The sequence below is a fragment of the Achromobacter sp. HZ01 genome (genome assembly GCF_003267925.1).
Taxonomy (GTDB): domain Bacteria; phylum Pseudomonadota; class Gammaproteobacteria; order Burkholderiales; family Burkholderiaceae_B; genus Achromobacter; species Achromobacter pulmonis_A.
This window is the reverse complement of record NZ_LWKV01000002.1, coordinates 1096083-1120850: the sequence shown is the minus strand read 5'-3', so window position 1 is coordinate 1120850 and position 24768 is coordinate 1096083. Positions and strand designations below refer to the sequence as shown.

The following is a 24768-nucleotide window of genomic DNA, read 5'->3' as shown; positions in this document are numbered from 1 at the left end:
AGGAGCCCGCCACCATGGACATGAGCAGCGACCGCCCGGCGCCCGGCGCCATCCTCAGCGTCGAGGACCTGACGGTGTCGTTCGACGGTTTCAGGGCCGTGGACGGCCTGAGCCTGAGCGTGGCGCAGGACGAACTGCGCGTCATCATCGGTCCGAATGGCGCGGGCAAGACGACGCTGCTGGACATCATCTGCGGCAAGACGCGGCCGTCCGCGGGGCGCGTGATGTTCCAGGGCCGCGACCTGGTGAGGATGGCGGAGTTCGACATCGTGCGCGCCGGCGTCGGCCGCAAGTTCCAGACGCCTTCCGTCTACGAGGACCTGACGGTACAGGAGAACTTCGAGATCTCGCTGCCGAACGCGCATGGCGTCGTCCGCTCCCTGCGGTTCCGGCGCACGGCGGAGATCCGCGGTTGTATCCAGGCCATGGCCGGGCAGGTATTCCTGGCCGACCGGCTGGACGAGAAGGCGGGCCGCCTCAGCCACGGGCAGAAGCAATGGCTCGAGATCGGCATGCTGTTGATGCAGAACCCGCAGCTGCTATTGCTGGACGAGCCGGTGGCCGGCATGAGCCCGCGCGAGCGGGAGCAGACCGCCGAGCTGCTGGTGCGCATCTCGCGCGGCAAGTCGGTGGTGGTGATCGAGCACGACATGGACTTCGTCAAACGCATCGCGCACAAGGTCACGGTGCTGCACCAGGGCCGCCTGCTCAGCGAGGGGACGGTGGCAGAGGTGCAGGCCGATCCGCGTGTGCTGGATGTTTACCTGGGCCACTGAATAGGGGATGCGCCGTGTTCCGGATCGACAAGCTGAACGTGAGTTACGGGGAATCCCACGTCGTCCACGACGTGTGCTTCGAAGTCGCGCCCAAGGAGTCGCTGGCCATCATGGGCCGCAACGGCATGGGCAAGACGACCCTGCTGAAGGCGCTGATCGGCATGTTGCCCTCGGGATCGGGCAGCATCCGGCTCGACAGCGTCGAACTGGCCGGCATGGAGAGCTACCTGCGCGTGCGAAACGGCCTGGCCTTCGTGCCGCAGGGGCGCATGATCTTTCCGTTTCTCACAGTGGAACAGAACATCCTGACCGGCGCCGGGCGCAGCGGACTCAAGGCGGTGCCGGAGTACCTCTACCGCTTTTTCCCGGTGCTGCACGAGATGCGCCGGCGCAAGGGCGGCAACCTGTCCGGCGGGCAGCAGCAGCAGTTGGCGATCGCGCGGGCGCTCATATCGAATCCGCGCGTACTGATCCTGGACGAGCCGACCGAAGGGATCCAGCCCTCCATCATCAAGGACATCGCGCGGGTCCTGAATGCATTGCGCGAAGAACGCGGCTTCGCCATCGTCGTGTCGGAGCAGATGCTGGGTTTCGCGTTGGACCTGGCCGACCGGTTCCTGGTGATAGATCGCGGCCGCATCGTGCACGAGGCGTGCCGCACGAGCCTGGACCAGGAAAAAGTCAGATCTTTCCTGACGGTATGACCGTCAACTACCGAGGAGCATTGTCATGAGACACGGAGATATCTCCAGCAGCAACGATTGCGTGGGCGTGGCCGTCGTGAACTACAAGATGCCGCGTCTGCATACCCGGGCCGAGGTGATGGAGAACGCCCGCAAGATCGCCGACATGGTCGTGGGCATGAAGCGGGGGCTGCCGGGCATGGACCTGGTGATTTTCCCGGAATACTCCACCCACGGCATCATGTACGACGCCAAGGAAATGTACGAGACCGCCTCGGCCATTCCCGGCGAGGAAACCGCCGTGTTCGCCGAAGCCTGCCGCAAGGCCAAAGTATGGGGCGTCTTCTCGCTGACCGGCGAACGGCACGAAGAGCATCCGAACAAGGCTCCCTACAACACGCTCATTCTCATGAACGACAAGGGCGAGATCGTGCAGAAGTACCGCAAGATCATGCCATGGGTGCCCATCGAAGGCTGGTATCCCGGCGACTGCACGTATGTGTCGGAAGGCCCCAAGGGCCTGAAGATCAGTCTCATCATCTGCGACGACGGCAATTACCCCGAAATCTGGCGCGATTGCGCCATGCGCGGCGCGGAACTCGTGGTGCGTTGTCAGGGCTACATGTACCCGGCCAAGGACCAGCAGGTGATGGTGTCCAAGGCGATGGCCTGGATGAACAACGTCTACGTGGCCGTGGCCAACGCCGCGGGTTTCGACGGCGTCTATTCCTACTTCGGCCATTCGGCCATCATCGGATTCGACGGCCGCACGCTGGGCGAGTGCGGCGAGGAAGACATGGGCGTGCAATACGCGGAGCTCTCGACCAGCCTAATCCGCGACGCGCGCAAGAACATGCAGTCGCAGAACCACCTGTTCAAACTGGTCCATCGCGGATACACCGGCAAGATCAATTCCGGCGAAGAGATCAACGGCGTCGCGGTCTGCCCCTACACCTTCTATGCGAACTGGATCAAGGATCCGGAAGGCACGCGCAAGATGGTCGAATCCTTCACCCGGTCCACGGTCGGCACGCCGGAATGCCCGATGGAGGGAATTCCCAACGAAGCGTCCAAGCACCGCTAGGCGCATGCCCCGCCCATCCCGTCCGGCCGGGCTCCAAGCCGGCCGGACGCCGCCGAAAAGGATATGAACCGTGCCGTCTCCCCTCGACACCTATCGGATTGCGCATGAACCCTTCTACCGCCCGACCGGCCGGGAAACCGCGCTGTACGCGCATGCCTACGCGCACCGGCTGCCAATGATCCTGAAAGGCCCCACCGGCTGTGGCAAGACGCGGTTCGTGGAGTACATGGCGTGGAAGCTGGGGCTTCCGCTGGTCACGCTGGCGTGCAACGAAGACATGACGGCGTCCGACCTCGTCGGCCGCTATCTGCTGGACGCCGCCGGCACCGCCTGGCACGACGGCCCGCTGACGCTGGCGGTGCGCCACGGCGGCATCTGCTACCTGGATGAGATCGTCGAGGCGCGCCAGGATACGACCGTGGTGATCCACCCGTTGACCGACGCGCGGCGCATTCTGCCCCTGGACAAGAAGGGCGAGGTGGTGCGGGCGCATCCCGACTTCCAGTTGGTCGTGTCCTACAACCCCGGCTATCAGAGCAGCGCGAAGGATCTGAAGCCGTCCACGCGCCAGCGGTTCGTGGCGCTGGACTTCGATTATCCGGACGCCGAGCGGGAAGCGGAGATCGTGGCGCACGAAGCGGGCATCGATGCGGCGCTGGCGGGCAGGCTGGTGCGCATCGCGCGCAGTTCGCGCGAGCTCAAGCGCCATGGGCTCGACGAAGGTGTGTCGACCCGCATGCTGATCTACGCGGGCATCCTGATCCGCGACGGCGTCAGTGCTGCCGACAGCTGTGACATGACCATGACTCGCGCGCTGACCGATGATCCCGACATGGCCGCGGCCCTGCGGGCGCTGGTCGACGCCAACCTGGAATGACGATGCGAGCCATGCTGTCGGTGCAGGAGGGGGCCGGGGCCGGCAGGCGCCTGGCCGATACGCTGGCCGACAAGCTGCAGCGGCTGGCCGCGCGCAGTGGCGAGGGGCAGGCCGCCGAGACGCGACGCTGGATCGAGGCGTTGCGCGTAGAGGACCCCGAGTGCGCCCAGGCCGTGGCGGACCGGCTGGATCGGTTGACGGCGAAGCTTACGGCCGGCGGGCTGGGGCGATGGATGCTGGCCGGGCTGCGGCGGTACGAGCGTCAGCCCAGGCTGCTGCGTGCCTACTTTCAGCTGCGCGATCCCTACGCGCGCGAAGCCCTGAACGGGGAAGCCGGCGCGCAGGATCTGGAGGCCGCGCAGGCGAGCCTGTCGTGGCTGCTGTGCGGATTGTCGGGCCGGGATCTGGCGGTTGAACCGCTGCGGCGGCCGACGCTGGACGGTCCGCCGTCGCGCCCCGTCCTGGCGCCTTCGCACCTGCTGGTGCCGGACAGCTATACCGTGCTGGATGGCGCCGACCGGCGGTCGCTGTACCGCGCGGCGGTGGCGCACGCGGCGGCCCACCTGCGCTATTCAACGGCCGCGCAGCCCGTCCGGAGCCTGAAACCCATGGGCGTGGCGGTCGTGTCGGCCATCGAAGATGCGCGGGTGGAGCGGCTGCTGGCGGCCGAGTATCCCGGCGTGCGCCGCTGGTTCAGGCCTTTCGTGCCGGCGGCGCCGGATCCCGCCGACCTGGGTTTCGCCGCGCTGATCCAGCGCATGAGCCGGCTGCTGATGGATCCGGACCTGCGCGACGACAATCACTGGGTGAACAAGGCGCGCAGGCTCTTCGAGGCGCAGACCGCGGACCTGCGCGACGCGGCGGCCTTCCGGCGGCTGGCCTCGATCCTGGCCAACGACCTGGGGCAGATGCGGGTGCGCTTCGACCCCCGGCAATATGCCGTGCCGGTTCCCTATCGCGACGACAACGCATACCTGTGGGATTACGGGGATTCGGCGGACCCCGCGCCCGAACTGGCTTTGGGCACGCAGTGCGCGGCGCCCGGACGGCGCGGCGCCGCGCAGCACGAAGCGCCGATCGAGGCTGCCGCCGACGTGGAATCGGGCCGCTACCGCTATCCCGAATGGGATTACAAGCTGGGCCGCAGCCGGCCCGACTGGTGCACGGTGATCGAGACGCTGCCGGGATGGAGCGGCGCCGCGGCGGCGTCTGCCGCGCGCACGCCGCGGCTGGCGCTGCCGCGTTCGCGCCGCCTGAGCCGGGCGCGCCGTCTCAGGCGGCAATGGGAGGGGGACGATATCGATCTGAACGCCGCGATCGAGGTGCTTATCGACCGCCGCATGGACCTGGCGCCGGATGCCCGCTACTTCATGCGGCCCGGGAGTCAGCCCTGCGCATGCAGCACGCTCGTGCTGCTGGACCTGTCGGCGTCGGCCAACGATCTGGCCGCCGAGGCGGGCGCGACGGTGCTGGATCTGGAGAAGCAGGCGGCCGTGCTGCTGGCGAACGCTGTGCCGGGCGAAGGCGACCGCATCGCCGTGCACGGTTTTTGTTCGGATACGCGCGCGGCCGTGTACTACTACCGCCTGCTCGAAACCGGCGACGTGCCGACGCCCGCGGCGCTTGAGTCGATCGGCGCAGCCCAGGCCCGCTATTCGACGCGGCTGGGCGCCGCGTTGCGGCATGCCGGCGCGCTGGCGCAGCGCACGCCGGGCGAGCGCCGCGCCATCATCGTCGTGACCGACGGCGAGCCGTCGGACGTGGACGCCCACGATCCGCGCTACCTGGTGGACGATGCTCGCGAGGCGGTGCTGGAGTTGCGCGCCCGCGGGCTGCGGGTGTACTGCGTGGCGCTGGACGCCAGGGCCGAACCTCAGTTGCGCGCAATGTTCGGTTTCCGCGGCTACCGGATCGTGACGAACCCGGCTGCGCTGCCGATGGCGCTGGTGCGGACCTGCACCGGCGCGATGTTATGACGCCCTCAGGAATCCTCGTGTTGACGCCGCATGCGCCTATGCTGAAACTGTTGACCTCGACAAAGGAAGGATGTCCGCGCCAGCGGGCGTCTCGATCATGGCAAACAAAGATCCCATCCGTGTAGGCGTGTTGTTCTCTGAAACGGGGGCCACATCGACCATAGGCCGTTCCCAACTGCAGGGCACGCTGCTGGCCATCGAAGAGATCAACGAGGCTGGCGGCGTCGACGGCCGGGAGATCGTGCCGGTGCGCTACGACCCGCGCTCCGATCCCGCCACCTACAGCGTCCTGGCCGAAAAGCTGATCACGCAGGACCGGGTGAACGTCATCTTCGGCTGCTACATGTCCAGCAGCCGCAAGGCGGTGCTTCCGGTGGTCGAAAAATGGAACCGGCTGCTCTTCTACCCGACGCTCTACGAAGGGTTCGAATTTTCCAACAACATCATCTACACCGGCGCCGCGCCGAACCAGAACAGCGTGCAGCTGGCCGAATTCATGACCGCCAATTTCGGCGCCCGCGTCTACCTCATCGGCTCGGACTACATCTATCCCTATGAGTCCAACCGCATCATGGGCGAACTCGTGCTGCAGCGCCAGAACAGCGCCAAGCTGGGCGAGCGCTACGTGCCCTTGACCGCGACCGAGCGCGACTACCGGGAAATCCTGGACGACATCCGCAACAAGCGTCCGGACTTCATTTTCTCGACCGTGGTCGGCAACTCGACGGCCTGCCTTTACCGCGCCTACGCCGACGCGGGCTTCGACCCCAAGACCCTGCCCATCGCCAGCCTCACGACCTCGGAAGCGGAGATCTCGCAGATGGAGCCCGAGGTGGCGGCCGGGCACTTCACTTCTGCGCCGTATTTCCAGTCGATCGATTCCGAGGTCAACCGGCGTTGCCTGGAGCGGCTGCGCCAGCGTTTCGGCCACGATAGCGTGCCCAATCTGTGCTGGGAGGCAGCGTATTTCCAGATGCACATTTTCGCCAACGCCTTCCGCGACACCGGCACCGACGAGATCGCGCAGATCCTGCCGCGCGTGCTGCAAAGCGAATTCCAGGCGCCCCAGGGGCGCGTGCGCATCGATCCCACCAATCACCATACCTGCCTGTATCCCCGCGTCGGCCGGGTCAACGCCAAGGGCCAGTTCACCATCGTGCGCGAGGCCACGCGGCCCGTGCATCCCGATCCGTACCTGGTCACCCATTCGCTGGGCGACTGGACGGCCACCCTGAGCTCGCTGGAGATCTGATGGGGGAGACCGCCAGCCGACAGCGCACGGTGCGCGCGACGCCCTCCCTGCTCAAGGATCTGCGCACGCTGCGGATAGCCGTCTATCATCCGGACGATGCCGATGGCCGCCAGCTGACGCAGCAGTTGCAGCGGATAGGCTGCCAGGTGCAGACCTTTTGGCCGCCCGCGCCCACCCTGCCCGAAGGGCTGGACGCGGTGTTCCTGGCGGTGCGGCCGGACGTGATCGACCTGGGCTTCGAATGGGCCAAGAGCGAAGACGCGCCCATGGTCATCGCCATCGTGACTTACGAGAACCCCACCATCGTCGAGGCGGTGCTGCGCATCGGCGCCAAGGCCGTGCTGCCGTCGCCGGTGCGCTCGTTCGGGCTGTTGTCCTCGCTCGTGGTCGCGCGTCAGGTCTACGACGACATCAAGTCGCACGCCCGCCGCCTGCGCAAGCTCGAGGGCAAGTTGCTGGGCGTGCGGCGCATCGCGGAGGCCAAGAGCATCCTCATGCGCACCCGCAATGTCACCGAAGGCCAGGCCTACGACCTGATCCGGGAACAGGCCATGAACAAGCGCGTGACCACCGAGGAGATCGCGAGCGCCATCGTCAACGCCAACGAGATTCTGTCGCTGGGAAAATAGGCGGCGCGCGCTCAGTACTTGCCCGTCAGCAGCTCGCCCGCATCGGGCACCCGCGCCTGCAGGTCCAGCACCTTCAGCATCCGGTAGACCGTCGCGGCGGCGGCGGTCACCACCGGCAGGCCCAGGCGGTCCTGCACCGGCTGGATCGACGCCAGCGACGGCATCTGCACGCAGGCCGACAGCACCACGGCGTCCACGCCGCGCGTGTTCAGGCGCGCCACATGCCCGGCGGGCGCCATCGGATCTTGCGCGCCGACCTTCAGGTTGTCGGCGATCTCCAGCGACAGGCTGTCGTGCACCTCGATGCCCTCGTTCTCGATATAGTCCACCACCAGGCGGGTCAGCGGCTTCATATAGGGAGTCAGGATGGACACCTTGCGCGCGCCGATGGCATGCAGGCCCTCGACCAGCGCGCCCGCGCTGGAGATCACGGGCGTCGGCGCGCCGTTGTCCACGGTGGCCCGGTGCAGCCGCTCTTGGGAAATGCGGTGGTAGCCCAGGCCCTGGCTCATGATCGCGACCAGGCAGGCGTAGCCCAGCACGTCCACGCGCGCGTCCGAAAGCTCCAGCGCGCAGCGGTCCGACTCGCGGTCCATCGAGGCCAGCTCGGCGGCGGTCACCTGCTTCATGCGCATGCGGCTGGAATGGAAGGTGAAGCGTTCGGCGGCGATGGTTTCGCGCAGGCGCAGCATTGCCGGAATCTCGGTTTCCATGGTGGTGTTGGAACTGGGCACGATCTGGCCGATGCGCAGGGTGCGAGGGGGTGTGGTCATGGGCGGCGCTCCCGGAAAAAATGGCGAAAAGAGGCCCCCCTCGCGTCGCGACGCGAGGTTGCGGGGCACTGCGGCGTAGGAATCAGTCGGCGGTGATGCCCGCGGCGGCGACGGTGCGCTGCCAGTAGGCCAGTTCCGTATTGACGCGCTGGTTCAGCGCATCGGGACCTTCGAAGCGGGCCTCGATGCCGGCGGCCTCGGCGCGCTGCACCGTGGCGGGCTGCTTGAGCGCGGCTTCGACGCTGGCGGCCAGCTTGTCGATGACGGGCTGCGGCGTGCCCGCGGGCGCGAACAACGCCACCCAGGATTCCAGCTGGTATCCGGGCAGGCCGGCTTCGGCGGTGGTGGGCACGTCGGGCAGCATGGGATGGCGCTTGGGGCTGGTGACCGCCAGGGCCTTGAGCTTGCCGGACTGCACATGGCCCATCACCGACGGCGGCGTGGTGATGAAGACCTGCACATTGCCCGCGAGCACGTCCTGGATGGCGGCGCCCGAGCCGCGGTACGGCACGTGGAACAGCGCGGCGCCGGTCTGCTGCTTGAACACCTCGGTGCCCAGATGGGACAGCGAGCCCACGCCCTGCGAGGCGTAGTTGAAGCGCCCGGGTGAATTCTTGACCTCCGCCACGAACTCGGTGACGTTGGTGGCCTTGATGGACGGATGCACCGCGATCACGTTGCTGGACACCGTGACCAGCCCGACCGGAACGAAGTCCTTGGGCGCCCAGGGCAGATTCGCCGTCAGGTTGGGGTTGCCCACGTGATAGGCCGAATACGACACCAGCAGGGTGTAGCCGTCGGGCTTGGCGCGCGCAACGTACTGGTAGGCGATATTGCCGCTGCCGCCGTCCTTGTTTTCCACCACCACCGGTTTGCCCAGCGCGGCGGCCAGGGGCTCGGCCACGATGCGGGCGGACGTGTCCACCAGCCCGCCCGGCGGATTGGGAACGACGAGGGACAGCGTGCGGCTGGGAAAATCATCGGCGGCATGAGCGCCGAACGCGGCCCCGGACAGCAGGGCGGCGGCAAGCAGTCTGTGCATGGGTGGTCTCCGGATATTGTCGTGTGCTCTCTGGCACCGCCTCATTCTGCTCGCTGCGAACTATAGTTTCCAATATAGTTTTTATCTGGTTTCATACCTTCTGCAAATAACCGGCCGCCATGGAAATCCGTCACCTGCGTTACTTCGTCGTGCTGGCCGAAGAGCTGAACTTCACGCGGGCGGCGGCGCGCCTGCATATCTCGCAGCCGCCGCTGAGCCTGCAGATCGCCCAGCTCGAGCGCGAGCTGGACGTCAGGCTGTTCGACCGCAACAACCGGCGCGTGACGCTGACCGAGGCTGGAGAGGCCTTTCTGAACGACGTGCGCGCCCTGCTGGCGAGCCTGAAGGACGCCACCGTGCGGGTCCGGGCGGTAGACCGGGGGCTGGCGGGGCGCATCGAAGTCGGGCTGTCGGGCTCGCATTTCCTGGGGCCGGGGCCGGCGCTGATCGCGCGCTACACGGCCGAGCATCCGCAGGTGTCGGTGCTGCTCAACGAAATGAATCCGGCGGCGCAGCTCGAAGCGCTGCGCGGGCATCGCATCGACGTCAGCATTTCGCGCACGGCGGTCAACGATGAAGCGCTGCAGGCCATGCCACTGTGGCCCGATCCGCTGGTGGCCGCGCTGCCCCGGCGCCATCCGTTGGCCGCGCGCCAGCGCCTGGAATTGAGAGACCTTGCCGGCGATGCCTTCGTCGTGCTGCGGCCGGATTCGTCCGCGTTCGCGCGCCGCCTCGCCGATATCTGCGCCCAGGCGGGCCTGCCGACGTCGGTGGCGCAAACGGTGGCGGAAGTGCCGGCGCAGCTGGCGCTGGTCGAGGCCGGGATGGGCGTGGCGCTGGTGCCGCGGTCGACCTGCCGCCAGGTCGGCGACCGCATCGCCGTATGCAGCCTGCCCGCCGCGATCTCGGACGCCACCGTCTACGCGGTCATCCGCCGGCAGGGCAGGCGGCGCGCGCTGGACACCTTCCTGCAGACGGCGGCGCAGATGGGCGACGGCGAGGCGTGAGGCGGGACGCCCCGGGAAGCGGCCGTCAAGTCAGCACGCACTCCGAGGCGTCCGGCGCGGCCAGCCTGACGCGGAACGACCGCAGTTCGTCGCGGCGGAACACGTGCACCGTGACCCGCTCGCCCGGCCGGTACTGCGCCAGCAGCAGGTCCAGCCCGGCCGGCGCGTCCACGCGCAGCCCGTCGATGGCCACCAGCACGTCGCCGGCCGACAGGCCGCCCTTGTGCGCGGCGCCGCCTTCCAGCACCGTGGCCAGCGCCAGCGAGTCGCCCTGCTTGCGGGTGCGCGCGTCCAGCGACGGGATGTTGGCCGCCGCCTTCCATTGCAGCGTCACGCCCTGCGGCGCCAGCAGCTCGGCCAGCGGCACGTCGGCCGTGCCGTAGGCATGGCGCGCGATGAAGCGGCGCGCGTCGACGCCAGTGGCTTCTTCGATGAGCGCGGGCAGGCCGTCTTCGGGCAGGCCCTGAGGCTTGCCGCGGTAGAAGTCGCGGCCATAGCGCTCCCATAGCAGGCGCATGACGTCGTCCAGCGAATGCGCGCCGGCGCTCTGGTTGCGGATCAGCAGGTCCAGCCCCAGCGCCACCAGCGCGCCCTTGGTGTAGTAGCTGACCAGCGCGTTGGGCGAGTTCTCGTCCTGCTTGTAATAGCGGGTCCAGGCGTCGAAGGAGCTTTCCGCCACCGACTGCTTGCCGCGGCCCGGCGTGCGCGCCACGCTGGAGATGGTCTTGGCCAGCAGCCGCAGGTAGTCGGGCCGGGTGATGGCGCCCGAGCGCAGCAGCAGCAGGTCGTCGTAGTAGGAAGTGAAGCCTTCGAACACCCACAGCAGGCGCGTCAGGTCGGGCTGCGACAGGTCGTAGGGCGCGAAGGCCTGCGGCTTGATGCGCTTGACGTTCCAGGTATGGAAGTACTCGTGGCTGACCAGGCCCAGGAAGCCGCGGTAGCCTTCGCCCTGGCCCTGCTGGCCCAGCACCGGCAGGTCCTTGCGCGAGGTCATCAGCGCGGTGCTGGCGCGGTGTTCCAGGCCGCCGTAGCCGTCGCCGGTGACCATGGTCATGAAGACGTAGCGCTCGGCGCTGTCCAGGAACGGCGCGCGGCGGGTGCGGGGTTCGAAGAACGCGATCTGGGTTTCGCAGATCTTGCGCACGTCCGCGACGATGCGGTCCAGGTCCAGGTTGGGGGCGACGCCGGTGAACACCAGTTCGTGCTCGGCGCCGTGCGCGGTGAAGCTGGCGACCTGCGGCGTGCCCATTTCCACCGGATGGTCGATCAGCGCGTCGTAGTCCGGCGCCAGGTACAGGCCGAAGCCGTGGCGGCGGGCCGCGCCGCGGTGGCCGCGGGCCTCGGGCAGGCTGGTGTAGACCTTCCAGCCTTCGATGCCGCGCGGCGGCGCCAGGTCAACCAGGCAGGGCAGGTGCTCGTGTCCGTGGACGCGCAGGAACACGCTGGTGCCGTTGAAGAAACCGTGGGTTTCGTCCAGGTGCGCGCCGCGCACCGACAGGTCCCAGGCGTAGACCACGTACTCCACGCGCAGCGGGCCGTCGCAGGCCGCGGCCCGCCAGGTGTGGTTGTCCGTTTTCTCGACCGGCACCCGGCGCGCGCCGGCATAGGCCGCCAGCGATTCGATCTGGCGCGAGAAATCGCGGATCAGGTAGCTGCCCGGAATCCAGGCCGGCAGCGACAGGCGCTGGCCGTCCGGAGAGGGCGCGGGGATGGTTAGGGTTATCCGGTAGCGGTGTCCGGCGGGGTCGAAGGGCGCGAGGCGGTAAAGTAGCGGCGGAGCTTGGTCTTTTTCCATAGCCGCATCTTATTTCATAGCCTTACTTTCACACCATATCGGAGACATGTGATGAGCGAGTCGTTTGTACTGGTCGAAACCCGGGGCCGCGTCGGCCTGCTGACGCTTAACCGTCCCAAGGCGCTGAACGCGCTGAACGATCAACTGATGGACGAGCTCGGCGCCGCGCTGCTGGCCTTCGAAGCCGATCCCGGCATCGGCGCGGTGGTCATCACCGGCAGCGAAAAGGCCTTCGCCGCGGGCGCGGACATCGGCGCGATGAAAAGCTGGTCGTACATGGACGTCTACGGCAGCGAATACATCACCCGCAACTGGGAGACGCTCAAGCGCATCCGCAAGCCGGTGATCGCCGCGGTGGCCGGCTACGCCCTGGGCGGCGGCTGCGAACTGGCCATGATGTGCGACATCATCATCGCCGCCGACAGCGCCAAGTTCGGCCAGCCCGAAATCAAGCTGGGCGTGATCCCCGGCGCCGGCGGCACCCAGCGCCTGCCGCGCGCGGTGGGCAAGGCCAAGGCCATGGACCTGGCGCTGACCGCCCGCATGATGGGCGCCGAGGAAGCCGAGCGCGCGGGCCTGGTCTCGCGCGTGGTGCCGGCCGACAAGCTCATGGAAGAAGCCATGGACGCGGCCACCGTCATTGCCTCCATGTCGCTGCCGTCGGTGATGATGGCCAAGGAGTGCGTCAACCGCGCCTTCGAGGGCTCGCTCAACGAAGGGCTGCTGTTCGAGCGCCGCGTGTTCCATTCGCTGTTCTCGACCGAAGACCAGAAGGAAGGCATGGCCGCTTTCACCGAAAAGCGCAAGCCGGAATTCAAGCACCGTTAAGCCCCGTTACGCGCCGCGCCCCGCGGCGCGCACGAACGGCACGCAAAAACGCGCCCCTCCCGGGCGCGTTTTTGCATTTTGAACCACGCGTTTTCCGAGCGTTGCGCCTTGAAACGCTTGGTCAGCACCTAGGCCCCGGGTTCGGTCATATCCTGGATGGGCGTCATCTAGAGGTGCCGCGCCAGGGAGGCTGGACCGAACTGGCTCCCTGTCACGCGCGGCGGCTCGCCTTCAAACGAACAACACCAAGAAGGAGCCTTGCATGCGTACATTTATCGCTACCCGCCGGTGGTCCGCCGCAATTCTCGCCGGCGCGCTCAGCGCCGGCCTCGCCACCGCCGTCCAGGCTCAGGCGCCGCGCTCCACGCTGCGGCTGGTGTCCGAAACCCCGCAGTCCGCGCCCGCGCCGCAGATGAGCGAGCAGGAGCTGCGCGACACCGCCATCGACGCCTACGTCTACGCCTATCCCATGGTGCTGATGGAGCTGGCGCGCCGTCAGGCCACGGCGGTGCAGAGCCCGCTGGACGGCAAGGCGCCGATGAACCAGTTCGGCCACAAGGCCTCGTATCCCGACCCGCGCGCCGGGGACACGCCGTGGCCCAGCGCCGACGCGCTGTATTCCAGCCTGTGGTTCGACGTGTCGCGGGCGCCGCTGGTGGTGAACCTGCCGGCCACGGGCGAACGCTATTCGGTACTGTCGGCGCTGGACATGTGGAGCGACGTGTTCGCCTCGCGCGGCTCGCGCACCAACGGCCGCGGCGCGCAATCGTTCGTCATCGTCGGCCCCGACTGGCAGGGCGCGACGCCGGCCGGCATGGACGTGATCCGCAGCCCGACGGCCACCGGCTGGCTGATCGGCTGGACCCAGGCGGCCGGCCCGCAGGACTACGCGGCGGTCAACCAGATCCAGGCCGGCATGACCGCCAATCCGCTGGCCGTGCCCATGACGCGCACTACCCGCGCGCGCGGCGACGGCAGCGTGTATCCGCAGACCGGTCCCGGCGTGGGCGCCGCGCCCATCGGCAGCGGGCTGCGCGCGCCCATGCCGGCGCTGCCGGCCGGCACGCCGGCCGAGCAGGCCGCGAGCATGGACGCCGCCGCCTTCTTCGGCCTGTTCTTCGACCTGCTGCGCAACAACCCGCCGCATGCCAACGACACGCCGATGCTGGACCGCATGCGCCGCATCGGGCTGGACAGCCGGCGGCCGTTCTCCTACGGCAGCCTGAGCCCGGCCGTGCAGCAGGCGCTGGCCGACGCCCAGCCGCTGGCGGGGCGCCGCATCGCCGACAACGTGTCGCGCCTGGCCACGCCGCTCAATGGCTGGAACACCGTGCTGTCGGGCATCGGCACCTACGGCACGGACTACACGCGCCGCGCCGCCATCGCCTACGCCGGCCTGGGCGCGCCCACGCCGGAAGACGTGCTGTATCCGGTGACGATGGTCGACTCCAAGGGCCGGCCGCTGAACTCCGACGAGGACTACGTGCTGCATTTCGACAAGGGGCAGCTCCCGCCGGCCAACGCGTACTGGTCGCTGCACGTCTACGACGACAAGCACGGCTTTGCCGACAACCCCGCCAACCGCTACGTGCTGCGCAGCACCGACGCCCTGAAGTACAACGCCGACGGCTCGCTGGACATCTACATCCAGCAGCGCGACCCCGGCGAGCGCAAGCGCTCCAACTGGCTCGCCAGCCCCGCGGCCGACGCGCCGTTCCTGCTCAGCATGCGCCTGTACTGGCCGCAGGACACCGCGCTGGACGGCCAGTGGGCGCCACCGCCGGTCAAGGAGGATTGAGCCCGTCCGCGCAGGGCCGCGAACAGCGCCCGGCGTCTCCTCTGGGAGCGCCGGGCGTCCGCTTTTCACGGCGGCGCGGACCGTTGTTTACACCTTACAAACGGCCGAAAGTTCATTTGCTCGGGTAAAAAGAATCAAGCTATACTCTGCGAGTTTGACGCTTGCGGGGTAAGAACACTTGGCGGCTGGTTGAGAGGGTATTGGGCGTAAATACGCGTCGATATCCAAAAGCCGAATGCGCCGGTTCTGGCAAGAGCAAGATTGAGAGCAGGAAGGCTTACGGAGCAAGAAGGCTTACGGGGCTTTGCGGCTTACGCGGGGAAGTTTGATGCAACAGAACTCCATGCAGCAAAATATGCGGCAGGGTCCGGTTGGGAGCCACGGTATGGAAGTGTTGGACCAGGGCGCCACGGAAAAAGTTCTGGTACTTAGCGACGCGGACCGCGCGGCGCTGAATGCTCAAGCGAGCCGTGGGCTCTTGTTGGCACTGGCTGCGCAGGGCGCCATGGGGCTCGCAGCGGCGGTAATTGCGGGGGTTGTCGGAGGGGCGGCGGCAGGTTGGTCGGCGCTGGCGGGGGCGGGAGCGTATTTCATACCCAATGCGTTGTTCGCATTGCGCCTGGCGGTCAGCGTTCGGGCCGGTAAAGCCAGTCCCTTTACCTTTCTCTCTGGTGAGTTGATCAAGCTGTTCGCAACGGCGCTGCTGTTGTGGCTGCTTTCGCGTGTGGCGCAGGACAGCCTCGTATGGCCTGCCGCGCTGCTCGGTTTGATACTCACATTGAAGGGTTATCTCCTGCTTATGATGTTCCGCAAGTTGTCTTAGCGCCGAGCAGGTTTGCGGCAAACGAAATCGTGGAATCGTCCGGTTCGCAAGGGCCGGGCATACAGCAAATAGGGTAGGATTCAAATGGCTGCTGCCAGCGACGTGTCGCCTCAGTCTGCGTATATTCAGCACCACCTGGTGCATCTGAACAATACGGGCGAGAAACAGAGCGCTATCGCTCAGTTCGACATCATCAATTACGACTCGTTGTTCTGGTCCGGCCTGATGGGTCTGATCGTCGTTTTCTTCCTGTGGCGCGCCGCGCGCCGCGCCACCAGCGGCGTGCCGGGCCGTTTCCAGGCTTTCGTGGAAATGATCGTCGACATGGTCGACGACCAGGCCAAGGGCATCGTCCACAATGCCAAGAGCCGCCTGTTCATCGCCCCGCTGGCCCTGACCGTGTTCCTCTGGATCGTCCTGATGAACGCGCTGGACCTGCTGCCGGTCGACCTGCTGCCCTCGATCTGGCGCCTGACCGGCCTGGGCGCCGAGCACGGCGACCCGCTCTACTACCACCGCATTCTGCCGACCGCCGACCTGAACGTGCCGATGGGCATGTCGCTGGGCGTGCTGCTGCTGATGTTCTATTACGGCATCAAGATCAAGCACCCGGGCGGCTTCGTCAAGGAACTGTTCACCGCGCCGTTCCACGCGCACGGCATCGGCGCGTTGCTGCTGGCTCCGTTCAACCTGCTGCTGAACCTGATCGAATACGCCGCCAAGTCCGTGTCGCTGGGCATGCGGTTGTTCGGCAACATGTTCGCCGGCGAACTGATTTTCATGCTGATCGCCCTCCTGGGCGGCGCCTGGACCGGCTTCAACGGCGCCAGCATCGGCCTGGGCCTGGGCCATATCCTGGCCGGCTCGATCTGGGCGATCTTCCACATCCTGATCGTCCTGCTGCAGGCCTTCATCTTCATGATGCTGACGCTGGTTTACCTCGGCCAGGCTCACGAAGGCCACTGATCCCCCGGATTTCCCGCGCTGGCCATCCGGCCAGCGTGGGATAGCAAGATTTTCTTGCATTGAGCTGTACCCCTTATTTTTCAATTTTTTGACTTCAGATTTCTAACCAAGGAGTTGTCATGACCAACGTCGCTTTCGTTGCCCTCGCTTGCGGTCTTATCATCGGTCTGGGCGCTATCGGCGCTTGCATCGGCATCGCACTGATGGGCGGCAAGTATCTGGAAGCCTCGGCTCGTCAGCCTGAGCTGATGAACGCTCTGCAAACGAAGATGTTCCTGCTGGCTGGCCTGATCGACGCGGCATTCCTGATCGGCGTGGGTATCGCCATGCTGTTCGCCTTCGCCAATCCGTTCGTCGGCTAAGGCACCGCCCGCCGGCGAAAAGGCGGGTCATGACGCTGGCGGCGGTGCAGGACTACCGCGCATCGCCGCCCAGCAAAGTATCGAGTGCTCCGTAAGCCCCGTCCCGGGCGCAGCCGGAGCCGAAAGGTGTTAAAGGAACGACCGTGAATCTGAACGCGACGATCATTTTCCAGATGCTCGTGTTCTTCGTTCTGGGCTGGTTCACGATGAAATTCGTGTGGCCTCCTCTGACGAAGGCGATGGACGAGCGCCGCCAAAAAATCGCCGACGGCCTGGCCGCCGCCGAGAAGGGCAAGGCCGATCTGGCCCAGGCCCAGGCGCGCGTCAGTCTGATCGAGGCTTCTGCCAAGTCCGAAAACCACGCCCGCATCATCGAGGCCGAAAAGCAAGCCGCCTCCCTGATCGAGCAGGCCCGCCGCGAAGCGGAAGCCGAACGCGCCCGTATCGTGGCCCAGGCTGCCCAGGACGCCGCGCAGGAAGTCCAGCGCGCCCGCGACCTGCTGCGCGACGACGTCGCAGCGCTGGCCGTGAAGGGTGCTGAACAGATCCTCAAGCGCGAGGTTGACGCCCGCGCGCACGCCGAGCTGCTCAACCAGCTTCGCGCGCAGCTTTAATCCGGGACCGCCATGGCTGAACTTTCCACTGTTGCCCGGCCCTACGCCGAGGCGCTCTTCAGCGCGGCGTGCGACGACAAGGCCGGCTTGCCGGCCTGGTCCGACCTGGTCGGTGAAATGTCGCAGGTTGCCTCCAACCCCGACGTGCGCGAGGCCATGGCCGATCCGCGTCTGGGCGACAAGCAGCGCGTCGAGCTGTTCACCGGCCTGATCAAGGCCGAACTGCCGCAAGCCGCCCGCAATTTCATCGCGCTGCTGGTCGAGAACGACCGGCTGTTGCTGCTGCCCGACATCGCCACGCAATTCGCGGCGCTGCGGAATCGTCACGACGGCACGGCGCAGGCGGAAATCACCAGCGCGTTCGAGCTGAGCGACGCCCAGGTCCAAGAACTGGTGGCCGCGCTCGAACAAAAATTTGGCCTCAAGCTCAAGCCCAGCGTCACTGTCGACCCGTCGTTGATTGGCGGCGTGCGCGTGGCCGTCGGGGACCAGGTGCTCGATACTTCCGTACAAGCCCAATTGGCCCGCATGCGCGACCAGCTCGCCGCTTAAGGCAACTAACAGGATTCCAGGAGTCAATATGCAACTCAATCCCTCCGAGATCAGCGAACTGCTCAAGAGCCGCATCGAGGGCCTGGGCGCTTCGACTGATGTTCGTACCCAAGGTACCGTCGTCTCCGTGACCGACGGTATTACCCGCATCCACGGCCTGTCCGACGTGATGCAGGGCGAAATGCTCGAGTTCCCCAACAACGTTTTCGGTCTGGCACTGAACCTCGAGCGCGACTCCGTCGGCGCCGTGATTCTGGGCGACTACACCGGCGTGTCCGAAGGCGACCAGGTCAAGACGACCGGCCGCATTCTGGAAGTGCCCGTCGGCCCCGAGCTGCGCGGCCGCGTGGTCAACACGCTGGGTCTGCCGATCGACGGCAAGGGCCCGATCAACGCCAAAGAAACCGACATCATCGAGAAAGTGGCCCCCGGCGTTATCGCCCGCCGCTCGGTGTCGCAGCCGCTGCAGACCGGCACCAAGGCTATCGACGCCATGGTGCCGATCGGCCGCGGCCAGCGCGAGCTGATCATCGGCGACCGCCAGACCGGCAAGACCGCCGTCGCCGTCGACACCATCATCAGCCAGAAGGGCAAGAACGTCACCTGCGTGTACGTCGCCATCGGCCAGAAGGCGTCGACCATCAACAACGTGGTGCGCAAGCTCGAAGAGCACGGCGCCATGGAATACACCATCGTCGTGGCCGCCTCGGCCTCCGACTCGGCCGCCATGCAGTACCTGGCCGCCTACGCCGGCTGCACGATGGGCGAATACTTCCGCGACCGCGGCGAAGACGCCCTGGTGATCTATGACGACCTGACCAAGCAGGCCTGGGCCTACCGCCAGGTGTCGCTGCTGCTGCGCCGTCCGCCGGGCCGCGAAGCCTACCCGGGCGACGTGTTCTACCTGCACTCGCGCCTGCTGGAGCGCGCCGCTCGCGTCAACGAAGAGTACGTCGAGAAGTTCACCAACGGCGCCGTCAAGGGCAAGACCGGCTCGCTGACCGCGCTGCCGATCATCGAAACGCAGGCCGGCGACGTGTCCGCCTTCGTTCCGACCAACGTGATCTCGATCACCGACGGCCAGATCTTCCTGGAAACCGACCTGTTCAACGCCGGTATCCGCCCCGCCATCAACGCCGGTATCTCGGTGTCGCGCGTCGGCGGCGCCGCCCAGACCAAGGTCATCAAGAAGCTGTCCGGCGGTATCCGTACCGACCTGGCGCAGTACCGTGAACTGGCCGCCTTCGCGCAGTTCGCCTCCGACCTGGACGACGCCACCCGTCGCCAGCTCGAGCGCGGCAAGCGCGTGGTCGAACTGCTCAAGCAGCCGCAATACCAGCCGCTGCAGGTGTGGGAACTGGCCGTGTCGCTGTACACCGTGAACAACGGCTACCTCGACGACGTGGACGTGGCCCAGGTGCTGTCCTTCGAGAAGTCCTTCAAGGACCACCTCAAGGCCAAGCATGCCGCCCTGATCCAGCGCATCGAAGACACCAAGGAACTGTCCAAGGACGACGACGCCGAACTGGCCGCCGCGCTCCAGGATTTCAAGAAGCACGGTGCTTTTTAAGGCAAGGTCTGGCGTAGTCGATGGGCGCGAGCCCATCCTACGGTAGGGCGGGAGCGGTGTGAAGCCGAGCCCGCCAGCCGTCTCAACAGGAAAGCGCAATGCCCGGAATCAAGGAAATCCGAACCAAGATCAAGAGCGTGCAGAACACGCGCAAGATCACCAAGGCGATGGAAATGGTCGCCGCATCCAAGATGCGCAAGGCGCAGGAGCGGATGCGCGCGGGCCGTCCGTACGCCACCAAGGTGCGCGAGATCGCCGCGCATCTGATGCAGGCCAACCCGGAATACAACCACCCCTACCTTCAGGAACGTGAAGTCAAGTCGGTGGGCGTGGTGCTGGTCACGACCGACAAGGGCCTGTGCGGCGGCCTGAACACCAACATCAGCCGTCTGACGCTGTCGCGCCTCAAGGAATTCGAGGCCAAGGGCATCAAGGCGCAGGCGACCGCATTCGGCAACAAGGGCCTCGGCCTGTTGACCCGTATCGGCGCCAAGCTGGTGTCGCAGGAAGTGCAGCTCGGCGACAAGCCCGACCTGGACCGCCTGCTGGGCGCCATCAAGGTCCAGCTGGACGACTACCTCGAAGGCCGCATCGACGCGCTCTACGTGGCGACCACGCGCTTCATCAACACGATGAAGCAGGAGCCGGTGTTCCTGCGCCTGCTGCCGCTGGCCTCCGGTTTGGACGACCCGTTCCAGTCGGGCGCGCAATCTCTGGAACCGACGGCCGAGATCAAGTCCGACTACAGCTGGGACTACATCTACGAACCGGACGCCAAGAGCGTGATCGACGATCTGCTGCAGCGCTACGTCGAAGGCCTTCTGTACCAGGCCGTGGCCGAGAACATGGCCTCGGAACAGTCCGCTCGTATGGTCGCCATGAAGGCGGCGTCGGACAACGCGAAGAAGGTCATCGGCGACCTGCAGCTGGTCTACAACAAGACCCGCCAGGCCGCGATCACCAAGGAAATTTCGGAAATCGTAGGGGGCGCTGCCGCGGTGTAAGCCGGGCAGTATCCCGTCAAAATATCAAGGAATCGACATGAGCAACGGAACCATCGTTCAGTGCATCGGCGCCGTGGTGGACATTCAGTTCCCCCGCGATGAAATGCCCAAGATCTACGAAGCGCTCACCCTGGCCGACGAGGGTTCCTCGTTCGCCGAAAAGGGTCTGACGCTGGAAGTGCAACAGCAGCTCGGCGACGGCGTGGTACGCACCATCGCCCTGGGTTCGAGCGACGGCCTGCGCCGCGGCATGGCCGTGGCCCGCACCGGCGCGCCGATCTCGGTGCCCGTCGGTCACGGCACCCTGGGCCGCATCATGGACGTGCTGGGCCGTCCCATCGACGAAGCCGGTCCCATCCAGTCCGACGAAAAGCGCGCCATTCACCAGTCCGCCCCGAAGTTCGACGAACTGTCGCCCTCGGTGGAACTGCTGGAAACCGGCATCAAGGTTATCGACCTGGTCTGCCCGTTCGCCAAGGGCGGTAAGGTCGGCCTGTTCGGCGGCGCCGGCGTGGGCAAGACCGTCAACATGATGGAACTGATCAACAACATCGCCAAGCAGCACAGCGGCTTGTCGGTGTTCGCCGGCGTGGGCGAGCGTACCCGCGAAGGCAACGACTTCTACCACGAAATGGAAGAGTCGAACGTTCTGGACAAGGTGGCCATGGTGTTCGGTCAGATGAACGAACCCCCGGGCAACCGTCTGCGCGTGGCGCTGACCGGCCTGACGATGGCCGAGAAGTTCCGCGACGAAGGCCGCGACATCCTGTTCTTCGTCGACAACATCTACCGCTACACCCTGGCCGGCACCGAAGTGTCCGCGCTGCTGGGCCGTATGCCGTCGGCGGTGGGCTACCAGCCCACGCTGGCCGAGGAAATGGGCGTGCTGCAAGAGCGCATCACCTCGACCAAGACCGGCTCGATCACCTCGATCCAGGCCGTGTACGTGCCTGCCGACGACTTGACCGACCCGTCGCCCGCCACCACCTTCCAGCACTTGGACTCCACTGTCGTGCTGTCGCGTGACATCGCCGCCCTGGGTATCTACCCGGCCGTGGACCCGCTGGATTCGTCCAGCCGCCAGCTCGACCCGCAAGTCGTGGGCGAAGAGCACTACGCCGTGGCCCGTGGCGTGCAGCAGACGCTGCAGCGCTACAAGGAACTGCGCGACATCATCGCGATTCTGGGCATGGACGAACTGTCGCCGGAAGACAAGCAGGCCGTGGCCCGCGCCCGTAAGATCCAGCGTTTCCTGTCGCAGCCGTTCCACGTGGCCGAAGTGTTCACGGGTTCGCCGGGCAAGTACGTGCCGCTGGCCGAAACCATCCGCGGCTTCAAGATGATCGTCAACGGCGAATGCGATTCGCTGCCCGAGCAGGCCTTCTACATGGTCGGCACGATTGACGAGGCCTTCGAGAAGGCCAAGAAACTGCAATAAGGATCCACTATGGCTACCCTGCATGTCGATGTGGTCAGCGCAGAGGAAGCGATCTTCTCCGGTGAGGCGAAGTTCGTGGTCCTGCCTGGCGAGTCGGGTGAACTGGGCATTCTGCCCGGCCACACCCCGCTGATTTCGCGCATCCGCCCCGGCACGGTCAAGATCGTTCGTGCCGACCAGGGCGAGGAAAACGTCTTCGTCGCCGGGGGCATTCTGGAAGTGCAACCGGGCAGCGTGACGGTTCTGGCCGATACGGCCATCCGCGCCGCCGACCTGGATGAAGCCCGCGCCCTGGAAGCGCGCCAGAAGGCCGAAGAGGCCCTGGCCAACGCCAAGGACAAGGCGGACATCGCCGTCGTCGAAGCCGAACTCGCCATGCTGGCTGCGCAAGCCATCGCGGCGCGCAAGCTGCGCCAAGGCGGCCGTTCGCACTAAGCGGCAGTAATGCTCCGCGCGTAAAAGGCGGCCCTTCGGGGCCGCTTTTTTTATCCGACGCTCGGTTGGTTGTCGGTCGTTGAATGGGGCCTGTTGAACGGCGCGTGGTGGATGGCGTGTGTTGAATGTAGGATGGGTGTAGCGCGGCAAGCTCGCGGCAAGAACCGGTTGTTGAACGCGCGTAACCCATCAGGCGGCGCAAGCCGGCATTTGGGCATTTGGGCTTGCCACGAAAACCGGCGGCTCCCGCCGCCTGATGGGTTTCGCGCGTTCAGCATCAGGGTTCTTGCTTAAGAATTCTCGCGCTGCACCCATCCTACGCCCCAATCGTCCTCTCCCCAGCGTCCACCTCCCCCATTGCGTTCAATACGAATAGCCGCGCCCGGCCGGCTTCGGTAGCCTTCGGTCAAGTCGAATCAAACCAGGGAGGCGGCGTGCGGGACGTGCTGGATTGCGGGGTGCTGCTGGCCCCAGGCCACGAGGCCGCGATGCGCGGCTGGGTAGAGCGCCATCCGGTGCGCGCCACGCGCCTGCGGCTGCATCCGGTGTCGCTGACCGCGCTGCGCTACGCGCCCGTCGCGGCGCATCCTCATCCCCCGGCCCTGGCCGTGGCGGTTCCCGAAGGTCCCGACGTGCTTGCGCTGGCGCGCATGGCGGTGGCGCTCACGCGCTACGACGTCTGCATCCTGCCGGTGGCGCCCGCGACGCTGGCCTGGACCCGCATGGCGCTGCAACAGGCGCGCGCGGCCTTGAATACGCCGCTGCTCCTGCTGGTCCACGAGGTCAAGGCGCCGGCCATCGAAGACCTGCTCAGCCTGGGCGCCTGGGATTTCATGACCCAGCCGGTGTGCCTGGAAAGCCTGCGCGTGCGCCTGGGCCGCCTGGCCAGGCCGGCGGCGGGGCGCGATGCGCTGCGCGAACCCGCCGCGGCCTATGGCGCGGCGTCTGCCGCCGCCGCGGGCCGCTGCCGGCCGGGCGCAGCCCGCCAGCGGCCGTCGGGCGCGCCGGCCGAGCACGGCTGGGCCGGGGCGCGCCATCACGCGCACCGCGGCGCGCTGGAACCGTTCCGCGCCGCCAAGGCGCGCGTGGTGGACGGCTTCGAGCGCGACTACATCCGCCACGCCCTGTCGCGCCACGGCGGCAACGTGGCGCAGGCGGCGCGCGCGTGCAGCAAGCACCGGCGCGCGTTCTGGGCCCTGATGCGCAAGCACGGCATCGAGGCCGCGCCCTACCGGCAGGCCGCGCAGGCGCATCGGGACTAGTTCCTGGCGCGTCATGCGCGCGCGCTTGCGCGCGGGCAAGCCGGCCGCTGAAGGCGGCGGCGCCCGGCTGCCCGGGGGGAAGTAAAATCACGGCTTCCGATCATCGAGGATAGTCGTGTCTGCTCCCGTCTTGAAGAACGATGTGTTCTTGCGCTCGCTGCTGCGCGAGCCCGTGCCCTACACCCCGATCTGGCTGATGCGCCAGGCCGGACGCTACCTGCCCGAATACCGCGAGACCCGCGCGCGCGCAGGTTCCTTCATGGGCCTCGCTCAGAATCCGGACTATGCCGCCGAGGTCACGCTGCAGCCGCTGGCGCGTTTCGACCTGGACGCGGCCATCCTGTTCTCCGACATCCTGACGGTGCCGCATGCCATGGGCCTGGGCCTGGACTTCGCCGAAGGCGAGGGCCCGCGCTTTGCCCGCCCGGTGCGCACCGAGGAAGACGTGGCGCGCCTGGCCGTGCCCGACATGGAGCGGCTGCGCTACGTGTTCGACGCGGTCGGCGTGATCCGGCGCGAACTGGACGGCAAGGTGCCGCTGATCGGCTTTGCCGGCAGCCCCTGGACCATCGCCTGCTACATGGTCGAAGGCCAGGGCAGCGACGATTACCGCCTGATCAAGACCATGCTGTACGCGCGTCCCGACCTGCTGCACCGCATCCTCGAGATCAACGCCGAAGCCACGCTGCAATACCTGAACGCGCAGATCGCCGCCGGCGCGCAGGCCGTGATGCTGTTCGACAGCTGGGGCGGGGTGCTGGCCGACGGCCTGTTCCAGCAATTCTCGCTGGCCTACACGCGCAAGGTCGTGGCCGGCCTCAAGCGTGAAAACGAAGGCCGGCGGGTGCCGGTCATCGTCTTCACCAAGGGCGGCGGCCAGTGGCTGGAGGACATCGCGGCCTGTGGCTGCGACGCCGTGGGCCTGGACTGGACCGTCGACCTGGCGGCCGCCCGGCGCCGCACCGGCGACGCCGTCGCCTTCCAGGGCAACCTGGACCCGATGGCCCTGTTCGGCGGCGCGCAGGCCATCCGCGCCGAAGCGCGCCGCGTGCTGGACGCCTTCGGCCCGGTGGGCAAGGGCGGCCACGTCTTCAACCTGGGCCACGGCATTTCGCGCTTCACTCCGCCGGAAGCCGTAGCCGAATTGGTCGATGAAGTCCACAGCCACAGCCGCTCGCTGCGGGGGTAAGTGAGTGAACGCTTCGGCCCTCAGGGCCGGAGC

The 24768-nt window shown here is 66.8% G+C and carries 24 protein-coding genes; 21 read left to right on the top strand and 3 right to left on the bottom strand.

Annotation, left to right across the window (positions count from 1 at the left end; all coding sequences use genetic code 11):
* The first annotated feature begins 14 nt into the window (after positions 1-14).
* From urtD to A6B37_RS14135, 7 genes are all read left to right on the top strand, one after another.
* On the top strand, positions 15-776 hold the full coding sequence (gene urtD, locus A6B37_RS14165) for an urea ABC transporter ATP-binding protein UrtD (RefSeq protein WP_111826345.1): 762 nt from the start codon (positions 15-17) through the stop codon (positions 774-776).
* A 14-nt stretch (positions 777-790) separates the two neighbouring features.
* Positions 791-1480: an urea ABC transporter ATP-binding subunit UrtE gene (gene urtE / locus A6B37_RS14160; RefSeq protein WP_111826105.1), complete on the top strand. Its 690-nt coding sequence runs from the start codon at positions 791-793 to the stop codon at positions 1478-1480.
* Between the two features lie 25 nt (positions 1481-1505).
* A complete protein-coding gene (locus tag A6B37_RS14155) occupies positions 1506-2543 on the top strand; it encodes an aliphatic amidase (RefSeq protein ID WP_111826104.1) in 1038 nt (345 codons plus the stop codon).
* A gap of 70 nt (positions 2544-2613) precedes the next feature.
* Positions 2614-3420 (top strand): CbbQ/NirQ/NorQ/GpvN family protein, encoded by an 807-nt coding sequence (locus A6B37_RS14150; RefSeq protein ID WP_111826103.1) that lies wholly within the window; start codon positions 2614-2616, stop codon positions 3418-3420.
* A 2-nt stretch (positions 3421-3422) separates the two neighbouring features.
* Positions 3423-5396 carry a VWA domain-containing protein gene (locus A6B37_RS14145; protein WP_246842473.1) on the top strand — a complete coding sequence of 658 codons (1974 nt, stop codon included), beginning with the start codon at positions 3423-3425 and terminating at the stop codon, positions 5394-5396.
* Between the two features lie 97 nt (positions 5397-5493).
* Positions 5494-6648, top strand: coding sequence for a transporter substrate-binding domain-containing protein (locus tag A6B37_RS14140; RefSeq protein ID WP_111826101.1), 1155 nt, complete (start codon positions 5494-5496; stop codon positions 6646-6648).
* A complete protein-coding gene (locus A6B37_RS14135) occupies positions 6648-7277 on the top strand; it encodes an ANTAR domain-containing protein (protein WP_111826100.1) in 630 nt (209 codons plus the stop codon). Before A6B37_RS14140 ends, A6B37_RS14135 begins: the two co-directional genes overlap by 1 nt.
* An 11-nt stretch (positions 7278-7288) precedes the next feature.
* On the opposite strand, the gene A6B37_RS14130 is transcribed toward A6B37_RS14135, so the two are convergent.
* Both A6B37_RS14130 and A6B37_RS14125 read right to left on the bottom strand, forming a co-directional pair.
* Positions 7289-8050, bottom strand: a complete 762-nt coding sequence (locus A6B37_RS14130; protein ID WP_111826099.1) for an Asp/Glu racemase — start codon at positions 8048-8050, stop codon at positions 7289-7291.
* Between the two features lie 82 nt (positions 8051-8132).
* The gene (locus A6B37_RS14125; RefSeq protein WP_111826098.1) at positions 8133-9092 is read right to left on the bottom strand and encodes a tripartite tricarboxylate transporter substrate binding protein; all 960 of its coding nucleotides are present in this window, start codon (positions 9090-9092) and stop codon (positions 8133-8135) included.
* Between the two features lie 119 nt (positions 9093-9211).
* Here A6B37_RS14125 and A6B37_RS14120 point away from each other — a divergent pair, with 119 nt between their 5' ends.
* A complete protein-coding gene (locus A6B37_RS14120) occupies positions 9212-10099 on the top strand; it encodes a LysR substrate-binding domain-containing protein (RefSeq protein ID WP_111826097.1) in 888 nt (295 codons plus the stop codon).
* Positions 10100-10124: 25 nt separating this feature from the next.
* Here the strand turns inward: A6B37_RS14120 and A6B37_RS14115 are convergent, their stop codons facing one another.
* Complete coding sequence (locus A6B37_RS14115; protein ID WP_111826096.1) at positions 10125-11894, bottom strand: PDZ domain-containing protein; 1770 nt, start codon at positions 11892-11894, stop codon at positions 10125-10127.
* Between the two features lie 51 nt (positions 11895-11945).
* On the opposite strand from A6B37_RS14115, the gene A6B37_RS14110 reads away from it, so the two are divergent.
* The 13 genes from A6B37_RS14110 (at position 11946) to hemE (ending at position 24735) form a co-directional block, all read left to right on the top strand.
* Entirely contained in the window at positions 11946-12722 is a 777-nt protein-coding gene (locus A6B37_RS14110) for an enoyl-CoA hydratase (protein WP_102773197.1), read from the top strand.
* A gap of 262 nt (positions 12723-12984) precedes the next feature.
* Positions 12985-14520, top strand: a complete 1536-nt coding sequence (locus A6B37_RS14105; protein ID WP_111826095.1) for a DUF1254 domain-containing protein — start codon at positions 12985-12987, stop codon at positions 14518-14520.
* A 385-nt stretch (positions 14521-14905) separates the two neighbouring features.
* The gene (locus A6B37_RS14100) at positions 14906-15343 is read left to right on the top strand and encodes an ATP synthase subunit I (RefSeq protein ID WP_102773199.1); all 438 of its coding nucleotides are present in this window, start codon (positions 14906-14908) and stop codon (positions 15341-15343) included.
* Positions 15344-15427: 84 nt separating this feature from the next.
* Complete coding sequence (gene atpB, locus A6B37_RS14095) at positions 15428-16309, top strand: F0F1 ATP synthase subunit A (protein WP_102773200.1); 882 nt, start codon at positions 15428-15430, stop codon at positions 16307-16309.
* Positions 16310-16428: 119 nt separating this feature from the next.
* Entirely contained in the window at positions 16429-16671 is a 243-nt protein-coding gene (gene atpE, locus A6B37_RS14090) for a F0F1 ATP synthase subunit C (RefSeq protein WP_003815363.1), read from the top strand.
* A gap of 143 nt (positions 16672-16814) precedes the next feature.
* Positions 16815-17285, top strand: coding sequence for a F0F1 ATP synthase subunit B (locus A6B37_RS14085; protein ID WP_013391129.1), 471 nt, complete (start codon positions 16815-16817; stop codon positions 17283-17285).
* 12 nt (positions 17286-17297) lie between these two features.
* Entirely contained in the window at positions 17298-17837 is a 540-nt protein-coding gene (locus A6B37_RS14080; protein ID WP_102773201.1) for a F0F1 ATP synthase subunit delta, read from the top strand.
* Positions 17838-17865: 28 nt separating this feature from the next.
* Complete coding sequence (gene atpA / locus A6B37_RS14075; RefSeq protein WP_102773202.1) at positions 17866-19407, top strand: F0F1 ATP synthase subunit alpha; 1542 nt, start codon at positions 17866-17868, stop codon at positions 19405-19407.
* Positions 19408-19505: 98 nt separating this feature from the next.
* A complete protein-coding gene (gene atpG, locus A6B37_RS14070) occupies positions 19506-20411 on the top strand; it encodes a F0F1 ATP synthase subunit gamma (protein WP_102773203.1) in 906 nt (301 codons plus the stop codon).
* Between the two features lie 37 nt (positions 20412-20448).
* Positions 20449-21849: a F0F1 ATP synthase subunit beta gene (atpD, locus tag A6B37_RS14065; protein WP_102773204.1), complete on the top strand. Its 1401-nt coding sequence runs from the start codon at positions 20449-20451 to the stop codon at positions 21847-21849.
* A gap of 9 nt (positions 21850-21858) precedes the next feature.
* Entirely contained in the window at positions 21859-22284 is a 426-nt protein-coding gene (locus A6B37_RS14060) for a F0F1 ATP synthase subunit epsilon (protein ID WP_043543081.1), read from the top strand.
* Between the two features lie 434 nt (positions 22285-22718).
* Entirely contained in the window at positions 22719-23546 is an 828-nt protein-coding gene (locus tag A6B37_RS14055; protein WP_246842472.1) for a helix-turn-helix domain-containing protein, read from the top strand.
* A gap of 115 nt (positions 23547-23661) precedes the next feature.
* Entirely contained in the window at positions 23662-24735 is a 1074-nt protein-coding gene (gene hemE / locus A6B37_RS14050; protein WP_102773205.1) for a uroporphyrinogen decarboxylase, read from the top strand.
* Positions 24736-24768 lie beyond the last annotated feature (33 nt).

Coding starts and splice junctions, on each gene's coding strand:
- urtD (WP_111826345.1), top strand. CDS start 15: ATGGACATGAGCAGCGACCGCCCGGCGCCCGGCGCCATCCTCAGCGTC.
- A6B37_RS14155 (WP_111826104.1), top strand. CDS start 1,506: ATGAGACACGGAGATATCTCCAGCAGCAACGATTGCGTGGGCGTGGCC.
- A6B37_RS14145 (WP_246842473.1), top strand. CDS start 3,423: ATGCGAGCCATGCTGTCGGTGCAGGAGGGGGCCGGGGCCGGCAGGCGC.
- A6B37_RS14140 (WP_111826101.1), top strand. CDS start 5,494: ATGGCAAACAAAGATCCCATCCGTGTAGGCGTGTTGTTCTCTGAAACG.
- A6B37_RS14135 (WP_111826100.1), top strand. CDS start 6,648: ATGGGGGAGACCGCCAGCCGACAGCGCACGGTGCGCGCGACGCCCTCC.
- A6B37_RS14130 (WP_111826099.1), bottom strand. CDS start 8,050: ATGACCACACCCCCTCGCACCCTGCGCATCGGCCAGATCGTGCCCAGT.
- A6B37_RS14125 (WP_111826098.1), bottom strand. CDS start 9,092: ATGCACAGACTGCTTGCCGCCGCCCTGCTGTCCGGGGCCGCGTTCGGC.
- A6B37_RS14120 (WP_111826097.1), top strand. CDS start 9,212: ATGGAAATCCGTCACCTGCGTTACTTCGTCGTGCTGGCCGAAGAGCTG.
- A6B37_RS14115 (WP_111826096.1), bottom strand. CDS start 11,894: ATGGAAAAAGACCAAGCTCCGCCGCTACTTTACCGCCTCGCGCCCTTC.
- A6B37_RS14110 (WP_102773197.1), top strand. CDS start 11,946: ATGAGCGAGTCGTTTGTACTGGTCGAAACCCGGGGCCGCGTCGGCCTG.
- A6B37_RS14105 (WP_111826095.1), top strand. CDS start 12,985: ATGCGTACATTTATCGCTACCCGCCGGTGGTCCGCCGCAATTCTCGCC.
- A6B37_RS14100 (WP_102773199.1), top strand. CDS start 14,906: ATGGAAGTGTTGGACCAGGGCGCCACGGAAAAAGTTCTGGTACTTAGC.
- atpB (WP_102773200.1), top strand. CDS start 15,428: ATGGCTGCTGCCAGCGACGTGTCGCCTCAGTCTGCGTATATTCAGCAC.
- atpE (WP_003815363.1), top strand. CDS start 16,429: ATGACCAACGTCGCTTTCGTTGCCCTCGCTTGCGGTCTTATCATCGGT.
- A6B37_RS14080 (WP_102773201.1), top strand. CDS start 17,298: ATGGCTGAACTTTCCACTGTTGCCCGGCCCTACGCCGAGGCGCTCTTC.
- atpA (WP_102773202.1), top strand. CDS start 17,866: ATGCAACTCAATCCCTCCGAGATCAGCGAACTGCTCAAGAGCCGCATC.
- atpG (WP_102773203.1), top strand. CDS start 19,506: ATGCCCGGAATCAAGGAAATCCGAACCAAGATCAAGAGCGTGCAGAAC.
- atpD (WP_102773204.1), top strand. CDS start 20,449: ATGAGCAACGGAACCATCGTTCAGTGCATCGGCGCCGTGGTGGACATT.
- A6B37_RS14060 (WP_043543081.1), top strand. CDS start 21,859: ATGGCTACCCTGCATGTCGATGTGGTCAGCGCAGAGGAAGCGATCTTC.